At 73.7% G+C, this 14,996-nt stretch carries 14 protein-coding genes; 9 read left to right on the top strand and 5 right to left on the bottom strand.

The window, feature by feature from the left end; genetic code table 11:
- Window positions 1–53: 53 nt before the first annotated feature.
- Together O7617_RS28170 and O7617_RS28165 are read right to left on the bottom strand one after the other, a co-directional pair.
- A complete protein-coding gene (locus tag O7617_RS28170; protein ID WP_282259263.1) occupies window positions 54–599 on the bottom strand; it encodes a YciI family protein in 546 nt (181 codons plus the stop codon).
- Window positions 600–656: 57 nt separating this feature from the next.
- Entirely contained in the window at window positions 657–1,472 is an 816-nt protein-coding gene (locus O7617_RS28165) for a class I SAM-dependent methyltransferase (protein ID WP_282259262.1), read from the bottom strand.
- A gap of 171 nt (window positions 1,473–1,643) precedes the next feature.
- Here O7617_RS28165 and O7617_RS28160 point away from each other — a divergent pair, with 171 nt between their 5' ends.
- Window positions 1,644–4,928 (top strand): BTAD domain-containing putative transcriptional regulator, encoded by a 3,285-nt coding sequence (locus O7617_RS28160; protein ID WP_282259261.1) that lies wholly within the window; start codon window positions 1,644–1,646, stop codon window positions 4,926–4,928.
- Window positions 4,929–4,996: 68 nt separating this feature from the next.
- Window positions 4,997–5,710, top strand: coding sequence for a hemerythrin domain-containing protein (locus O7617_RS28155; RefSeq protein WP_282259260.1), 714 nt, complete (start codon window positions 4,997–4,999; stop codon window positions 5,708–5,710).
- 243 nt (window positions 5,711–5,953) lie between these two features.
- Here the strand turns inward: O7617_RS28155 and O7617_RS28150 are convergent, their stop codons facing one another.
- The 3 genes from O7617_RS28150 to O7617_RS28140 all read right to left on the bottom strand — a co-directional run bounded on the left by O7617_RS28150 (window position 5,954) and on the right by O7617_RS28140 (window position 8,416).
- Complete coding sequence (locus tag O7617_RS28150; protein ID WP_282259259.1) at window positions 5,954–6,520, bottom strand: dienelactone hydrolase family protein; 567 nt, start codon at window positions 6,518–6,520, stop codon at window positions 5,954–5,956.
- Between the two features lie 91 nt (window positions 6,521–6,611).
- Window positions 6,612–7,718 carry a nucleotide disphospho-sugar-binding domain-containing protein gene (locus O7617_RS28145; protein WP_282259258.1) on the bottom strand — a complete coding sequence of 369 codons (1,107 nt, stop codon included), beginning with the start codon at window positions 7,716–7,718 and terminating at the stop codon, window positions 6,612–6,614.
- 248 nt (window positions 7,719–7,966) lie between these two features.
- Window positions 7,967–8,416: a MarR family transcriptional regulator gene (locus O7617_RS28140; RefSeq protein WP_282259257.1), complete on the bottom strand. Its 450-nt coding sequence runs from the start codon at window positions 8,414–8,416 to the stop codon at window positions 7,967–7,969.
- Between the two features lie 137 nt (window positions 8,417–8,553).
- On the opposite strand from O7617_RS28140, the gene O7617_RS28135 reads away from it, so the two are divergent.
- The 7 genes from O7617_RS28135 to O7617_RS28105 all read left to right on the top strand — a co-directional run bounded on the left by O7617_RS28135 (window position 8,554) and on the right by O7617_RS28105 (window position 14,996).
- Window positions 8,554–9,774: an MFS transporter gene (locus tag O7617_RS28135; RefSeq protein ID WP_282259256.1), complete on the top strand. Its 1,221-nt coding sequence runs from the start codon at window positions 8,554–8,556 to the stop codon at window positions 9,772–9,774.
- 141 nt (window positions 9,775–9,915) lie between these two features.
- Window positions 9,916–10,674, top strand: a complete 759-nt coding sequence (locus O7617_RS28130; RefSeq protein WP_282259255.1) for a class I SAM-dependent methyltransferase — start codon at window positions 9,916–9,918, stop codon at window positions 10,672–10,674.
- A gap of 48 nt (window positions 10,675–10,722) precedes the next feature.
- Entirely contained in the window at window positions 10,723–11,199 is a 477-nt protein-coding gene (locus tag O7617_RS28125; RefSeq protein WP_282259254.1) for a CrcB family protein, read from the top strand.
- Window positions 11,196–11,558, top strand: coding sequence for a fluoride efflux transporter CrcB (gene crcB / locus O7617_RS28120; protein WP_282259253.1), 363 nt, complete (start codon window positions 11,196–11,198; stop codon window positions 11,556–11,558). Before O7617_RS28125 ends, crcB begins: the two co-directional genes overlap by 4 nt.
- 83 nt (window positions 11,559–11,641) lie before the next feature.
- Window positions 11,642–12,166 (top strand): PadR family transcriptional regulator, encoded by a 525-nt coding sequence (locus tag O7617_RS28115; protein WP_282259252.1) that lies wholly within the window; start codon window positions 11,642–11,644, stop codon window positions 12,164–12,166.
- Window positions 12,163–12,843, top strand: a complete 681-nt coding sequence (locus O7617_RS28110) for an ABC transporter ATP-binding protein (protein ID WP_282259251.1) — start codon at window positions 12,163–12,165, stop codon at window positions 12,841–12,843. Before O7617_RS28115 ends, O7617_RS28110 begins: the two co-directional genes overlap by 4 nt.
- On the top strand, window positions 12,840–14,996 hold the full coding sequence (locus O7617_RS28105) for an FtsX-like permease family protein (protein ID WP_282259250.1): 2,157 nt from the start codon (window positions 12,840–12,842) through the stop codon (window positions 14,994–14,996). The genes O7617_RS28110 and O7617_RS28105 overlap by 4 nt, the downstream gene beginning before the upstream one ends.

The raw sequence follows: 14,996 nt of genomic DNA, 5'->3' as shown, positions 1-14,996 counted from the left end.
GTCGAGCTGGCACGGTCGGCCCGACCATCCCACTCAGGTCGGCGGGAGCGGGGTCAGGCCGGTCGCCCGCCGAACTGCCAGTCGTGCACCTCGACGTCGGCGTACCGGTCCACGGTCAGGATGGCGCGGGCCGCGTCCCGGGACGACGCCCGAAGCAGCGCGGCGGTGCCCAGCCACGTGCCGCCGTCGTCGGACAGCAGCGGCCCGTACGCGATCAGCTCGTCCGGGTCGGGTGGCACGGCCAGGTCGACGGCCTGCCCCTCCCCGAGACCGAGCACCAGGTACCTGTCACCGCCGGTCCGACCGCCCGGGAAGTCCCACATCGTGCGGCCCAGCGTGTTGCGCCACCGGCGCACCAGCACATCCCGGTAGACGCCGGCCTGGTAGTTGGGCTCGTCGAAGGCGAACGCCCGCGCGGCGGCCGAGTCGGGCAGATCGACGATGTGCACGCTGCCGGTGGCAGTGTCACCGGACAGAGTCGGGCCGCGAGCGATCATCTCGGTAGCGAACCGGTCCATGTAGGACCAGTGCTCGGCCAACAACTCGTCGCGTAGCGCCCCCGAGCCGGGCCGGTCACGGTGGTAGCACAGGAATTCCATGCCGCACATTGTCGACGCCGGGTCCCATCCCCGCCGAGCCGAGGTCGGCCATCGGTTCTAGGGCACGGTCGCCGAGGCCAGCAGTGCCGCCGTGGGCAGCGCGAGCAGGCCGTCCGCGTCCCGGTAGGGAGCGGTCACCTCGTCGTACACGGCCCGGATGCGGGCCAGCACGTCCGGAGGTTGGGCGATCAGCACCAGGCCGGGCTTGCTGATGCCGTTGGCGGGGCCGCTCCACCACGTCTCGGGGTCGGTGCGATGCGCCCACGTGATCGTCTCGCAACGCACGTCGGCGAGACCAGCGGCGTCGAGCAACCCGCCGAGACCATCCGGGGTACGGGGGAAGTCCCGGTCCGCGTCCACCGTCGGCGCGGTCGGACGGTCGACCCCGGCGGTGTCGAAGACCGTCCCCCACAGGCTCTGCGCCTCGGGCGCGGGGTCCGGCCACACCGTCACCGCGATCCGGCCGCCCGACCGGACGACCCGTCGCAGCTCGTCCAGCGCGGCGAGCGGATCACCCACGTGGTTGATGACGAAGTTCGCCACCGCCGCGTCGAAGGATCCGGAGGCGAACGGGAGGCGCGGCAGTGCCGCGAGGCGGACCTCCTCGGCCGACGGGACACGGCGGCGCGTCAACTCCACCATGCTCGGCTCGGCGTCGACGGCGACGACGACCGCGCCACGGGCGCTCGCCAACCCGGCCACGGTCCCGGATCCGGTGCCGGCATCGAGCACCCGCGTGCCCGCACCGACGTGCGCGGCGTCCAACAGCGCTGGTGCCGGATGGGCGCAGAGCGCGGCGAGGCTGCGGTCGTACGCGGCAGCCCGCCCGGACCAGTGCGACCGCACGTACTCGTCGTAGGCAGTCGTCGTCATCGCCCGTACCCCCCTCAATGATCTTGATGATGGTGCCACGATATCGAACGGGATGCGTCCCCGAGCGCCCCGCGCACCGACGGGACACCACGCGGCCCCCGGGTGAACTGGCCGTTCGTTGTCCACGGCGACCGGTGGGCCGCCCACGGGATGACTAGGATCGGCCCAGTCATGCTGCTACGGGTGCTCGGGCCGCTTGAGGTCGAGGTCGACACAGGCGGACCGGTCGACCTCGGCGGCCCCCGTCAACGCGCCGTGCTCGCGCTGCTGCTGGCGGCCCGAGGCGAGGTCGTCCCCGTCGGTCGGATGATCGAGGATCTGTGGCGGGGTGCCCCTCCGCCCCGGGCGATCGCCTCCCTGCAGGCGTACGTCTCGCACCTGCGCCGCCTGTTGGAACCCGCCCGGGAACGCCGGGCACCGGCGCGGGTCCTGGTGACCGCGCCGCCCGGCTACGCGATCCGGGTGCCTACCGACGCCGTGGACGCCGGCCGGTTCGAGGCGCTTCTCGCCGAGGCACGGGCGGTCAACGCCGCCGAGCCGGGCCACGCACGGCGGCTGCTGGACGCCGGGCTCGACCTGTGGCGCGGGCCCGCGTACGCCGAGTTCGCCGAGGAGCCGTGGGCCCAGCCGGAGGTGCTGCGGCTGGAGGAGCTGCGCCTCGCCGCGCGGGAGCTGCTGCTCGACGTGACAGTGCGTGGGGGCGGCGCGGCCGAGGCGGTGCCGGAGGCGGAGGTGCTCACCCGGCAGGCGCCACTGCGGGAGGAGAGTTGGCGGCTGTTGGCGCTGGCGTTGTGGCGTACCGGTCGGCAGGGCGACGCCCTCGCCGCGCTGCGTCGCGCCCGGGCGACGCTGGCCGACCAGCTCGGCCTGGACCCGGGTCCGGCCCTGGTCGAGCTGGAGTCCGCGATCCTGGGTCAGCGTGTCGACCTGCTTGCGCCGGTGGCCACGACGGCGGCGAGCGTCGCCGCCCCGGCGAGCGAGGAGGTGTTCGTCGGACGGGAGGCCGAGCTGGCCGCCCTCGGGCGGGCGGCCACCGAGGCCGCGACGAACGGGCCGCGCGTCGCGCTCGTCAGCGGCGAGGCCGGCGCGGGCAAGACGACGCTGCTCGCCCGGTTCCGGGAGGAACTCGGCTCCCGCGGCTGGCTGGTCACCGTCGGCCGCTGCCCGGAGGTCGAGGGCGCTCCACCGGCCTGGCCGTGGGTCGAGGCGCTGCGGCAGCTCGCCGAGCAGGTGCCGCCGGGAGGGCTCGCACCGGCGCTCGCGCCGCTGCTCGGCGGCGGCGACGGCGAGGCGGGTGGTGACGTCGCCGCGGGCCGGTTCCGCCTGCACCGCGCGGTCGGCGCGTGGTTGGGCGAGGCCGCGGCCGGAAGACCGGTCGCGGTCGTCCTGGACGACCTGCACGCCGCCGACGCCGAGACGCTGCTCCTGCTGAACAGCGTCACCGAGATGACCACCGGCGCCGCGCTGTTCGTCGCGGCGATGCGGCCCACCGACAACCGCGAGCGGCTCGCCGACACGATGGCCGTCCTGGCCCGGCGGTCACCCCACCGGATCCAGTTGGGCGGCCTGACCACGGCCCAGGTCGAGCGGATGCTCGGCGCGCTGGCCCGGACCCCCCTCGACTCCGACACGGTCGCCGCGCTGACCGAACGCACCGGGGGAAACCCGTTCTACGTACGCGAGTCGGCCCGGCTGCTCGCCGCCGAGGGCACGCTCGTCGCCACCTCCGAGGTGCCGGAGGGGGTACGCGACGTGCTGCGCCGCCGACTCACCCGCCTGCCGCCGTCGGCGGTCTCGGTGCTGCGCCTCGCCGCCACCCTGGGGCGGGAGGCGGACCTGCGGACACTCGTCGACGCCTCCGACACCGACGAGGCGTCCACCCTCGAAGCCGTGGAGGTCGGGTTGACCGCCGGCCTGCTCACCGAACCGGCGCCCGGGCGGGTGCGCTTCGTGCACGGCCTGGTCCGCGACACCGTCTACACCGACCTGTCCCACCTGCGCCGGACCCGCCTGCACGCCCGGGTCGCCGACGCCACCCGCCGACTGGCACCCGAGGACTACCCGTCGCTGGCCCACCACTACGCCCGCGCCGCGTCGGCCGACACCGCCGCGCTCGCCGTCGACTACGCCGTCCGCGCCGCCGAGCTGGCCGAGCGGCGGTACGCGTACGACACCGCGATCGAGGTACTGGGCCACGCGCTCGACGCCGCCGCGACGGTCGCCGGGGACCGCGACGCGCTGCGGGTCGATCTGCTCGGCCGACTGCTGCGCGCCCAGGCGCGGGCCGGCGCGGTGGCCGCCGCCCGGGCGACCCGCGCCCGGGCGATCGACGTCGCCGCCGCGTCCGGTCGGGACGACCTGCTGGTCGCGGCGTTCACCGCGTGGACCGTCCCGACGCCGTGGCTGACGCACGCGTACGGCGTGGTGGACCACCGGGTCGTGGAACTGCTCACCCGGCTCCTGCGGACCGGCGACCTGGACCCGGTCGCCCGCTGTCGACTGCTCGACGCGCTCGCCACCGAGCTGGACGGCGAGGCGGACCCTCGGGGCGCGGCGTCCGGGCGGGAGGCGCTGGCGTTGTCACGGCGGCTGGACGATCCCGAACTGCGCGCGCTCGGGCTGGCCGCGCGGGTCCGCACCATGAGCTACGAACGGGAAGCACGGCACCGTCGGGACCTGGCTTTGGAGCTGCGCGACCTCGCCGACGAGAACGGGCTGGTGACGTACCGCTCGGTCGCCGAGCAGGTGCTCGGCCACTGCGCCGCCGCGCTCAACGAGCCGGGCGAGCTCCGCGCCAGTGTCGCCCGCCACGGGTGGCTGGCCGACACGTACCAACTCAACGAGGCGCAGGTCATCCACCTGTGTGCCCTGGGTGCCATCGCGCACGTCGCCGGTGACTTCGTCGCGGCGCGGCGACACTACGACGAGGTCGCCGTGCAGATGCGGCGGCAGGGTTCGCTGCACGCCGAGGCCTTCCACTACTTCTCCGTGGCGACCCTGCTGATCAGCCAGGGACGCTTCGGTGAGCACGTGGAGGCCACCCTGCGGGTACGCGAGTCGTTGGGGCCGATCGTGGACGACCTGCTGGCGCTGGCGCTGATCGACAGCGGGCGGGTGGACGAGGCGCGGGCCATGCCGCTCGGGCGGCACACCTACCGCCCCGACTACTTCGAGTCGGCGCTGCTGAGCGTACGCGGGATGGTCATCGTGGCGCTGGGCCGACGGGACCTGGCCCAACCGGTGATCGACGCCCTGCTCCCGGTACGCGACCAACTGGCCGGTTTCGCCACCACCGCGGCCGTGGTACGGCCGGTCGCGTTGACGCTCGGGGAGCTGTTCCGCCTGCTGGGGCGCACCGAGGAGGCGACGCGGCACTTCACACTGGCGGCCGGGGTGGCCCGCCGGTGGGAGTCGCCGCACTGGCTGGCCGCGGCGACGGCGGCACTGGCGGACTGACCGTCGCGGTCGGTGGATTCCAAGTCGCTTCCAAGTGGCACCGGGCATGATCGACGAATCTGTGCCAGTTGATCCTCGGAAAGGTCACCGTGAACCAGAACCACCGCGAAGCCATGGCCGACGTGCGCGACATGTACATGGCCCACACGACGTTCCGTCGCGAGTTCAGCCTGCTGCCGCAGCTCGTCCGCGACGTCGCACCGGGTGACGCCAAGCGAGCGGAGGTCGTCGGCGCCCACGCCGAGCTGCTCTGCCACATGCTGCACCTGCACCACGAGGGGGAGGATCTGCTGCTGTGGCCGCGGCTCGTCGAGCGCGGCGGCGAGGAGGCGGCGGCGATCGTGCCCACGATGGAGAAACAACACCACGCCATCGAGGAGGCCCACGCGGCGGTGGTCGCCCTGCTGCCCGGCTGGCGGCGTACCGGGCGCGGCGGTGACCAGCTCGCTGACGCGTTCGAGCACCTGCGCGTCGCGCTGATCGAGCACATGGCCATGGAGGAGGCCGAGATCCTGCCCCTGGCGCAACGGCACGTCACCGCCCGGGAGTGGATGCAACTCGGCGAGCACGGCATGAGCAACTCCCCGAAGAAGCAGCTGCCGCTGGCCTTCGGCCTGGCCATGTACGAGGGCGACCCCGAGGTGATCAAGGCGGTGCTGGCCCACGCCCCGCTGCCGGCCCGGCTGCTCATGCCGATCATCGGACCCCGACTGTTCGCCGGCCACGCCAAGCGGGTGCACGGCACCGCCACTCCCCCGCGCATCGGCGCCGGGGCCCGCTGAGCGAGGTCGACGACCGAGCAGGCCGGACGAACGCGAGTTCGGCGGGGGCACCGAGGTCGACCGCGTCGTTGAGGGGCAGCGCGGTCGTCACCCGGGGTTGACGTGACCGCCGTCGGGGGCAGCGCGGTCGCGTCCGGACACGGTGACGTGAGCGCGTTGGGGTCAGCGCGGTCGCGTCGGGGGGACGCGCTCGCGTTGGGGGACGCGCTCGCGTTGGGGGCAGCGCCGTCGTGTCGGGCCTGGTCAGGGGGCGGCCAGGAAGGCCAGCACCCTGGGCCAGGTCGCCGCGCTGGCGGCCGGGGAGTACTCGCCGGCTTCCGGGTCGGTGAACAGGTGACCGACGCCGGGGTAGCGGAAGACCGTCAGGTCGGCGCCCGCGTCGGTCATCGCCTGCTGCCACTCGTCGACCTCGTCCGGGGTGTCGTACGGGTCGGGGTGGGCGAGGTGCAGCTGCACCGGCAACCCGGACCGGACCGCGTCCGGCGCGCCGCCGGTGCCGTGCAGCAGGAGCAGCCCGCCCGCGTCGGGTCGCTCGGCCAGCAGCGCCCCGGCCACGCCGGCGCCCATCGAGAAGCCGGCGAGAACCGTCTCGGGTGGCAGGTCGGTCAGCGCCTGCCGGGCCCGGTCCAGCACCACCTCCTGACCGACCTTGTCGAGCAGCGCGAAGCCCTCCTCGACGGTGTCGGCGGCCGGAACGCCGTACAGGTCGGGGGTGCTGACCTGGTGCCCGGCGGCGCGCAGCCGGTCGGCGGCGGCGCGTACGGCGGGCCGCAGCCCGTACACGGAGTGGAACAGCACGACGTGTCGCATCACGTCATCCTGCCGCAACCGGCCGCCTACCAAGGGTGGCCACGCGGGGCGGCGGTCAAACCAACGCCGCCAAGCGCGCGCGGGACGGCGGTCAGACCAACGCCGCCAGCCGCGCGACGAGGTCGGCCGGCGGCGGCATCGCGGCGATCTCCCGACTGACCTGCCCGGCGGCGGTGCGCAGGGCGTCGTCGGTGAGCAGGCGGGTCAGCGCCTGCGCGGTGATGTCCCGGGGGCGCAGCGCCAGACCGGCGCCGCGACGGGCGACCAGCTCGGCGTTGTGCCGCCGGTCCCCCGCACCGACGGTGGCGAGCTGGGGCAGACCTGCGGCGAGGGCGCCGAAGACGCTGCCCGCCCCACCGTGGTGGACCAGCGCCGCGCTCGCCGGCAGCGCCGCGTCGAGCGGGATCCAGTCGACGACCCGCACGTTGCCGGGCAGCGAACGGGCCGACCGCTCGTCCGGTCGGACCAGCACGATCTCGGCGTCGACCTGAGCGGCGGCGGCCACCACGGCGGGCATCGGCCCCCGGTCGCCGGGGCCGGTCAGGGTGCTGCGGGTGACCAGGATCCGGGGCCGGTCGCCCGGCTCGCGCAGCCAGGTCGGCAGCTCGCCGCCGCCGATGTAGGAGTCGTACCGCATCGGCCAACCGGCCTGGGTGGCGACGCTGGGAGGGGCCACGGCGAGGGCGGCGGCAGGTGGCGGCAGTTCGGTCAGACCGTGTCGGCGCAGTGCGGCGCCGAGCCGGGCGGTGGTCGCGCGGACCAGGTCGCGGCCGTCGAAGAGGGCGTTCTCCTGGCGTACGGCCGGCACGTCGAGGCGAGCGGCGGCCACCGCGCCGGCGACCGCGAACGGTTCGTGCAGCACCAGATCCGGCCGCCAGCGGGCGGCCAGTGCGACCACCGGATCGGTGAGCTGGTCGTTGAGCGCGCCGAAGAGCAGGCCGGCGCCCCGGGTGCCGGCGGTGCCGGCCATTTCGGCGCGGGCGATCAGCGGGTGGCGGGGAAAGACGCGCAGCGCGATCCGGCCGAAGTCGAAGCCCGGTGCGATGTCGTGGACGGCCAGCCCGGCGTCGGCGGCGGTCAGACCGCCGCCGCCGGTGGCCAGCAGCACGTCGTGGCCGGCGTCGCGCAGCGCGACCGCGAGCGGCACCAGCGGGAAGACGTGCCCGACGAGCGGGGCGGAGACCACCAGCACGCGCATGGGCAGGATCCTATGTCTTCACCGACGTCGAGGCGGCCCGGTGCACCTGCCCCGTTCCCGAGGCGGCTCTACCGGGAACGGCACCGGCCCTTCGCGATGCCGGCCGTCAGACCGCCGCCGGTCGCTGGTCGACGATGCGGCGCATCTTGCCCATCTAGCGTTCCACCCCTTCATCGCGTGCCTCTGGTGCGGCGGTCCCGTGGGGTTGCGCGTACCGTACGCCCGCCATCGCGAGGTTGACGCGGCGGTCAGCGGGCGGCCGGCAGCCGGTGCAGGGCGTCGACCAGGGGGGCCAGCTCGGGGGTGGCCGCCGCGTCGGCGAGCGCGTCGCCGAGCACCCGGTCGTGGGTGGGCCGGGCCTGGTCGAGCAGCTCGGAGCCGGCCGGGGTCAGCTCGGTGTAGATGCCGCGCCGGTCGTCGGCGCAGAGGATGCGGGTGAGCAGGCCGCGCTGCTCCAGGCGGGTGACCAGGCGGGTGGTCGCGCTGCCGGAGAGCGCGGCGGCGCGGGCGAGCTGACTCATCCGCATGTGCCAACCGTGCTGGCGCGAGAGCGCGTCGAGGACCGTGTATTCGACGACGGACAGGTCGTGACCGGCCTGCAACGCCCGCTCCAGGGACGTCTCGATCAGCCCGTGCAGGGCGGCGAGGGTGCGCCAACCCTGCGCGCGGATCTCGACGGCGTCGTCGGCGATGCCCATGCCGGCCCTCCTCGATGTGATCTGGACGGCCTAAGGCTACCACGCTTGCGCCGATATAAAGCGCGTGCAATTATTTCGTTGCTGACGCGTGTAGTTGCACGCGCCTTCCATCTGACCCCTCCCCCGATGGGAAGACCATGTCCGTACGCCAACAGTCCCTGCCACCCGGCCTGATCGCGCTGGCCATCGGCGCCTTCGGCATCGGGCTCACCGAGTTCGTGATCATGGGTTTGCTGCCCGAGGTGGCCGCCGACTTCGCGGTCACCGAGCCGGTGGCCGGCTGGCTCATCTCCGGCTACGCGCTCAGCGTGGCCGTCGGCGGGGTCGCCCTCACCGCGGCGGTCACCCGGCTGCCCCGTAAGCCGGTGCTGCTCGGCCTGATGGTGCTCTTCATCATCGGCAACCTGCTCTCCGCCGTCGCCGGCGACTACGCCGTGATGATGGCCGGTCGGATCGTCGCCGCGCTCTGCCACGGCGCGTTCTTCGGCATCGGCGCCGTGGTGGCCGCCAACCTGGTCGCGCCGGCCCGCCGGGCGGGCGCCATCGCCATGATGTTCGCCGGCCTGACCATCGCCAACGTCCTCGGTGTCCCCTTCGGCACCTTCCTCGGGCAGCACTTCGGCTGGCGGTCGACGTTCTGGGCGATCACCGCGATCGGTGTCGTCGCGCTGATCGGGCTGGCCCTGCTCATCCCGGCTCGCGACACCGCTCCGGCCGACCGTCCGGCCGCCGGGCTGCGTGGTGAGCTGCGCGCCTTCACCCACTCGCAGGTCTGGCTCTCCCTGGTGATCACCGTCCTGGGCTTCGGCGGGATGTTCGGCGCGTTCACCTACATCGCGTTCACGCTGACCGACGTCAGCGGCTTCGCCGCCGGGACCGTGCCGTGGCTGCTCGTCCTCTTCGGAGTGGGGCTCTTCGTCGGCAACCTGCTCGGCGGCCGGGCGGCGGACCGGTCCCTGTCCCGCACCCTGGTCATCGTCCTGGCCGCGCTCACCGTCGTGCTCGTCGGCTTCGCGCTGACCGCGACGAGCCCGGCGCTGACGATCGTCTCGCTGGTGCTGATGGGTGGGTTCGGTTTCGCCACCGTGCCGCCGCTGCAAATGCGGATCATGCACTACGCGCACCAGGCGCCGACCCTGGCGTCCGGGGCGAACATCGCCGCGTTCAACCTCGGCAACGCGCTGGGCGCCTGGATCGGCGGTGTGACCATCGCCGCCGGGCTCGGCTACACCTCGCCGATCTGGGCCGGCGCGGCGCTCACGCTGGCCGGGCTGGGCGTCCTGCTCGGGGCGCTGCGCCTGGCCCGTCGCGGCGAGCCGGCGCAGACCGACGCGGACCTGGTCGAGACGGCGGCCTGAGCCGCCGGGAGGAGTACGCCGGGCCGGGCGGATACCCGACCCGGCGTCACTCTGATCATCGCCCCGCCATCATCTCGCAATTGCAAGTTATGTGCAACAAGGTCTGGACAACGTCGACGCGTCGTAACTAGCCTTCCCTCCATGAGTCCTTACATCACGGATCCGTGGGCGTGGCAGGAGAGCTGGGACCGCCAGCAGGAGGCGTTCATGCCGGACCGGGAACACCGGTTCACCGCCATGCTCGACACCGTCGACGCGATCCTCGACGGTCAGCCACCGCGCGTGCTCGACCTGGCCGGTGGCACCGGCAGCATCTCGCTGCGGACACTGGCGCGCTTCCCCGACGCGGAGGCGACACTGCTGGACCTCGACCCGGCGCTGCTCGCCATCGCCCGCGCCTCACTGGGTGATCGGGCGACCATCGTCACGGCCGACCTCGGCACCCCGGACTGGCGCTCCGCGCTCCCGCACCGCGAGTACGACGCCGTGCTCACCGCCACCGCCCTGCACTGGGTGCCGGCCGACCGGCTCGGCCGGCTCTACGCCGAACTGCGCGACGTGCTACGACCGGGAGGGGTCTTCGTCAACGCCGACCACATGCCGGACGACGGCCTGCCGGAGCTGACCAAGCGGCTGATGGACCGGGCCCGGGACCGGCGTAACGCCCGGTACGCGACCGGCACGATGCTGTCCTGGTCGGACTGGTGGGACCGGGCCGGCGCGGATCCGGCGCTGTCCCCGTCGGTGCGCCAGCGACAGGACATCTACCCGACCGGGCACAGCCCGGAGTGGAGCCCGCCGGTGTCCTGGCACCTCGCCGCGCTCACCGCCGCCGGGTTCGGCGAGGTCGGCACGGTGTGGCGGGGTGGCGCGGACGCCGCGGTCGCGGCAGTGCGCTGACGCAGGCAGCGCGCTCGGGGCCTGTCGACGGCACTACGCTGGGGACCCGTGGCAGAGCCGCTGGACCCGCGTACCGACCCGGACGTCGACCTCCGGGTCCCCGCCGACCGGGGTGAGCTGACCGCGCACCCCGCGACGACCCTCGCCGCCATCGCGGTCGGCGGGGTGCTGGGCGCGCTGGCCCGGGCCGGCCTGCAACACGCCGCGCCCCACTCACCGACGGGCTTCCCGTGGGCGACCTTCGGCATCAACACGTCCGGGTGCCTGCTGATCGGCGTGCTGATGGCGGTGCTCGGGCACCTCGACGGCGGGCCTCCCCTGGCTCGCCCCTTCCTCGGGGTCGGGGTGCTCGGCGGGTTCACCACGTTCTCCGCCTACGCGGTCGACATCCAGCAGGCGCTGGTCGCGGGCGCTCCAGGTACCGCGCTGGCCTACCTGGCCGCGACGCTGCTCGGGGCGCTCGCCGCGGTGGGGTTGGGCGACGCCGTGACCACCCGAGCCCTGCGACGGAGGGCGGCCCGGTGACCGTCCTGCTCATCGCCCTGGGGGCGGCCGTCGGCGCCCCGTTGCGCTACCTCACCGACCGGGCCGTGCAGTCCCGGCACGACTCGGCGTTCCCCTGGGGCACGCTGACCGTCAACGTGGTCGGGTCACTGCTGCTCGGCGCGCTGGTCGGGTGGCCGGTCGGCCCGGCGGCCACCGCCGCACTGGGAACCGGATTCTGCGGCGCGTTGACCACCTACTCCACCTTCAGCTACGAGACGTTGCGACTCGCCCGGGGCGGAACCCGGTTCCTCGCGAGCGCCTACGTGCTGGGCAGCGTCGCGGCCGGGCTCGTCGCGGCCACCGTCGGCTACGCCCTGGCCCGCGCCCTGCACGGCTGAGCACCCACCCTGGCCGCGCGATGTCGCCCCCTCATACACCGAGTCTATATACGCGAGGTATACCCTCGGTGTAGTCTCCTGGCATGAGCGTGCCACTGACCCTCCTCGGCCTCCTCGAACGAGAGCCCAGCCACGGGTACGACCTGAAACGCGACTACGACGCCTTCTTCGGGCGCGGCAAGCCGCTGCCGTTCGGCCAGGTCTACTCCACCCTCAGCCGCCTGGCCCGGGACGGCAAAGTGGTGATCAGCGACGTCGCCCCCGGCGCCGGGCCGGACCGCAAGCGCTACATCATCACCGACCGGGGCGCGACCGAGGTCGAGCAGTGGCTCACCCAGCCGGTCGAGCCGGAGCCACACCTGCAGACGGTGCTCTTCGCCAAGGTCGTGCTCGCGCTGATGCTCGACCGCCCCGCCGACGAGTACCTCGACATGCAGCGCAGCTCGCATCTGCAGCGGATGCGCGAGCTCACCGAGATCAAACGGGCCGGCAACCTGGTCGACGCGCTGCTCGCCGACCACGGCCTGTACCACCTGGAGGCGGACCTCCGGTGGATCGAGATGACCAGCGCCCGGCTGGACGCCCTACGCAAGGAGGTGCGGCGATGAGCGTCATCATCGAGGCCCGCGACGTGGAGTTCTCCTTCGGTCAGACGCCCGCCCTGCGCGGGGCCGGAATCGCCGTGGACGCGGGTGAGATCCTCGCCATCATGGGCCCCAGCGGCTCGGGCAAGTCCACCCTGCTGCACTGCCTGGCCGGCATCCTCGTACCCGACTCCGGCGAGGTCCTCTTCGACGGCGCCCGAATCGACACCCTGCCCGAGAGCGGACGCAGCGGCCTGCGACGCGACCGCTTCGGCTTCGTGTTCCAGTTCGGCCAGCTCGTCCCCGAGCTGACCGCTGTGGAGAACGTCGCCCTGCCGCTGCTGCTCAACGGCGTACGCCGGACGGCGGCGCTGCGCACCGCGCGCGGCTGGTTCGAGCGCCTCGGCCTGGACGGGTTGGAGCAGCGCCGCTCCGGTGAGCTGTCCGGCGGGCAGGCGCAACGCGTCGCCCTGGCCCGCGGCCTGGTCGCCGAGCCGCGGGTGCTCTTCGCCGACGAGCCGACCGGCGCGCTCGACTCGCTCACCGGCGAGCAGGTCATGGACCTGTTGGTCGGCGTCGCCCGCGAACAGAACACCACCGTCATCCTGGTGACCCACGAGGCCAGGATCGCCGCGTACGCCGACCGTGAGGTCATGGTCCGCGACGGGCGCGTGAACGCGCCGGACCGGGTCGCCTCGTGATCGGCTTCGGGCTCCGCCTCGCCGTGGCCGGCGGCCGTGAGGCGCTCACCCGCCTGCTCGTCATCGCCGCCGCCGTCGCGATCGGCAGTGGGCTGCTCCTGACCACACTGGCCGGGGTCAACGCGGTCAACTCCCAGCTCACCCGGTACGCGTCGATCTACCCCAACGCCTCGACGGGCGGCGACGTCGACCCGCTGTGGTGGTCGACCCGGGACGACTACTTCCACGGCACACAGATCATCCGCATCGACGTCGCCGCGACCGGGCCGAGGTCGGACACCCCGGCCGGCATCCCGACCATTCCGGGGCCCGGGGAGTTCTACGCCTCGCCCGCGCTGCGGGAACTGTTCACGGCGTACCCGGCCGACCACCTGGCCGACCGTTACCCGGGGCGCGACCTCGGCACCGTCGGCCCGGCCGGACTGACCTCACCGGACACGCTGCTCGCCGTCGTGGGCGGCACCCCGGACAGCGTCGGCAAGCTGCCCAACGCCCGGCAGGTCGGCAGCGTCGGTGACGTACCGGCGCTCCCCGAGGCCACGGTGAACCTCATCCTGGGCGTGATCGCGGGCGGGCTGCTGTTCCCGGTGCTGATCTTCATCGGCACGGCCACCCGGCTCAGCGCCGCGCGGCGGGAGCAACGATTCGCCGCCATGCGCCTGGTCGGCGCGACGCCCCGACAGATCTCGACCGTCGCCGCCGTGGAGGCGACCGCCGCGGCCGTCGTCGGCACCGCCGTGGGCTTCGCCCTGTTCTACGCGTTCCGGGGCCCGCTCACCGGCATCCCGTTCACCGGCATGCCGTTCTTCCCCAGCGACATGTCCCTGGGCCTGCTGGACGTGCTACTCGTCGCGCTCGGCGTACCGGCCGGCGCGGCGGTGGCGGCCCAGGTCTCGCTGCGCCGGGTACGGATCTCGCCGCTGGGCGTCACCCGACGGGTCACCCCACGGGCACCGCGCGCGTACCGGCTGATCCCGATCGCGATCGGCGTGGCGGTGCTGTTCTCCGCCATCGGCTTCCGGCCCGCGACGTCCGACGGCCAGACCGCTGTGTTCCTGCCCGCCCTGCTGCTCATCATGGCCGGCCTGGTCTTCGCCGGCCCGTGGTTGACGATGGTCGGCGCCCGGGTCATGGCCCGGTACGCCAGCCGCCCCGCCACCCTCATCGCCGCGCGCCGCCTGGCCGACAACCCGAAGGCGGGCTTCCGGGCGATCAGCGGGATCATGCTCGCGCTGTTCGTCACGAGCGTCGCCGTCGGCGTGATCACCACGATCGTCGACAACCGCGGACCGGCCCCGGTCGGCTCGACCGACGCGGGCACGGTGACCACCGTCTTCGACGAGAAGGTGGCGTCGGTGCCCGACACGCTCTTCACCGACCTGCGCGCGATCTCCGGGGTGCGGTCCGCGACCGCCATCCGCGAGAACCCGAACCTCATGAACGGCGGCGAGACCGGAGTGATCGCGTGCACCGACCTGCCGGGCACGTACGGCCGGTGCGCCGAGGGGGCGAGCGTCATCGAGGTGCCGATGGGGCTCAGCCGATGGCGGGAGTCGGCGTCGCCCGCGACGGTCTGGCCCGCCGCGTCGCTCACCCTCGACGAACTCCAGCGGCTTCCGGTGGTGTCGATAGTGGTCGGCACGGACGGGTCCGCCGCCGCCGTCGAACGCACCCGCACCGTGCTGGAGATCGCCTACCCGACGTTCTGGGTGGGGCCGAACGTGCCCGGCGACTTCGAGTCGGACTTCGCCGACACGCTGCGCGGCTGGGAACAGTTGGCGAACGTCATCATCATCGCCAGCCTGGCGCTGGGCGGGTGCAGTCTCGCGGTCAGCGTGATCAGCGGTCTCACCGAGCGCCGACGCCCGTTCAGCCTGCTGCGCCTCAGCGGTGCACCGGTGCGGGTCCTGCGCCGGGTGGTCGCGTTGGAGAGCGCCGTACCGATGCTCGCCGTCGCCGCCGTCGCCATCGGGATGGGCCTGCTCGCCGCGCACCTGTTCCTGCGCGCGCAGATGGGTTACCCGCTCGTCGCGCCGGAGCCACGGTTCTACGTGATCGTGGTCGTCGGGTTGGCCGCCTGCCTGGGTGTCATCGCCTCCACACTGCCGCTGCTGGAACGCGTCACCGGCCCGGAGACCGCCCGCAGCGAGTGA

The sequence above is a fragment of the Micromonospora sp. WMMD1155 genome, assembly GCF_029581275.1.
Lineage (GTDB): Bacteria > Actinomycetota > Actinomycetes > Mycobacteriales > Micromonosporaceae > Micromonospora.
The sequence above is the reverse complement of the archived record's forward strand: the minus strand, read 5'-3'. Positions and strand labels throughout refer to the sequence as shown.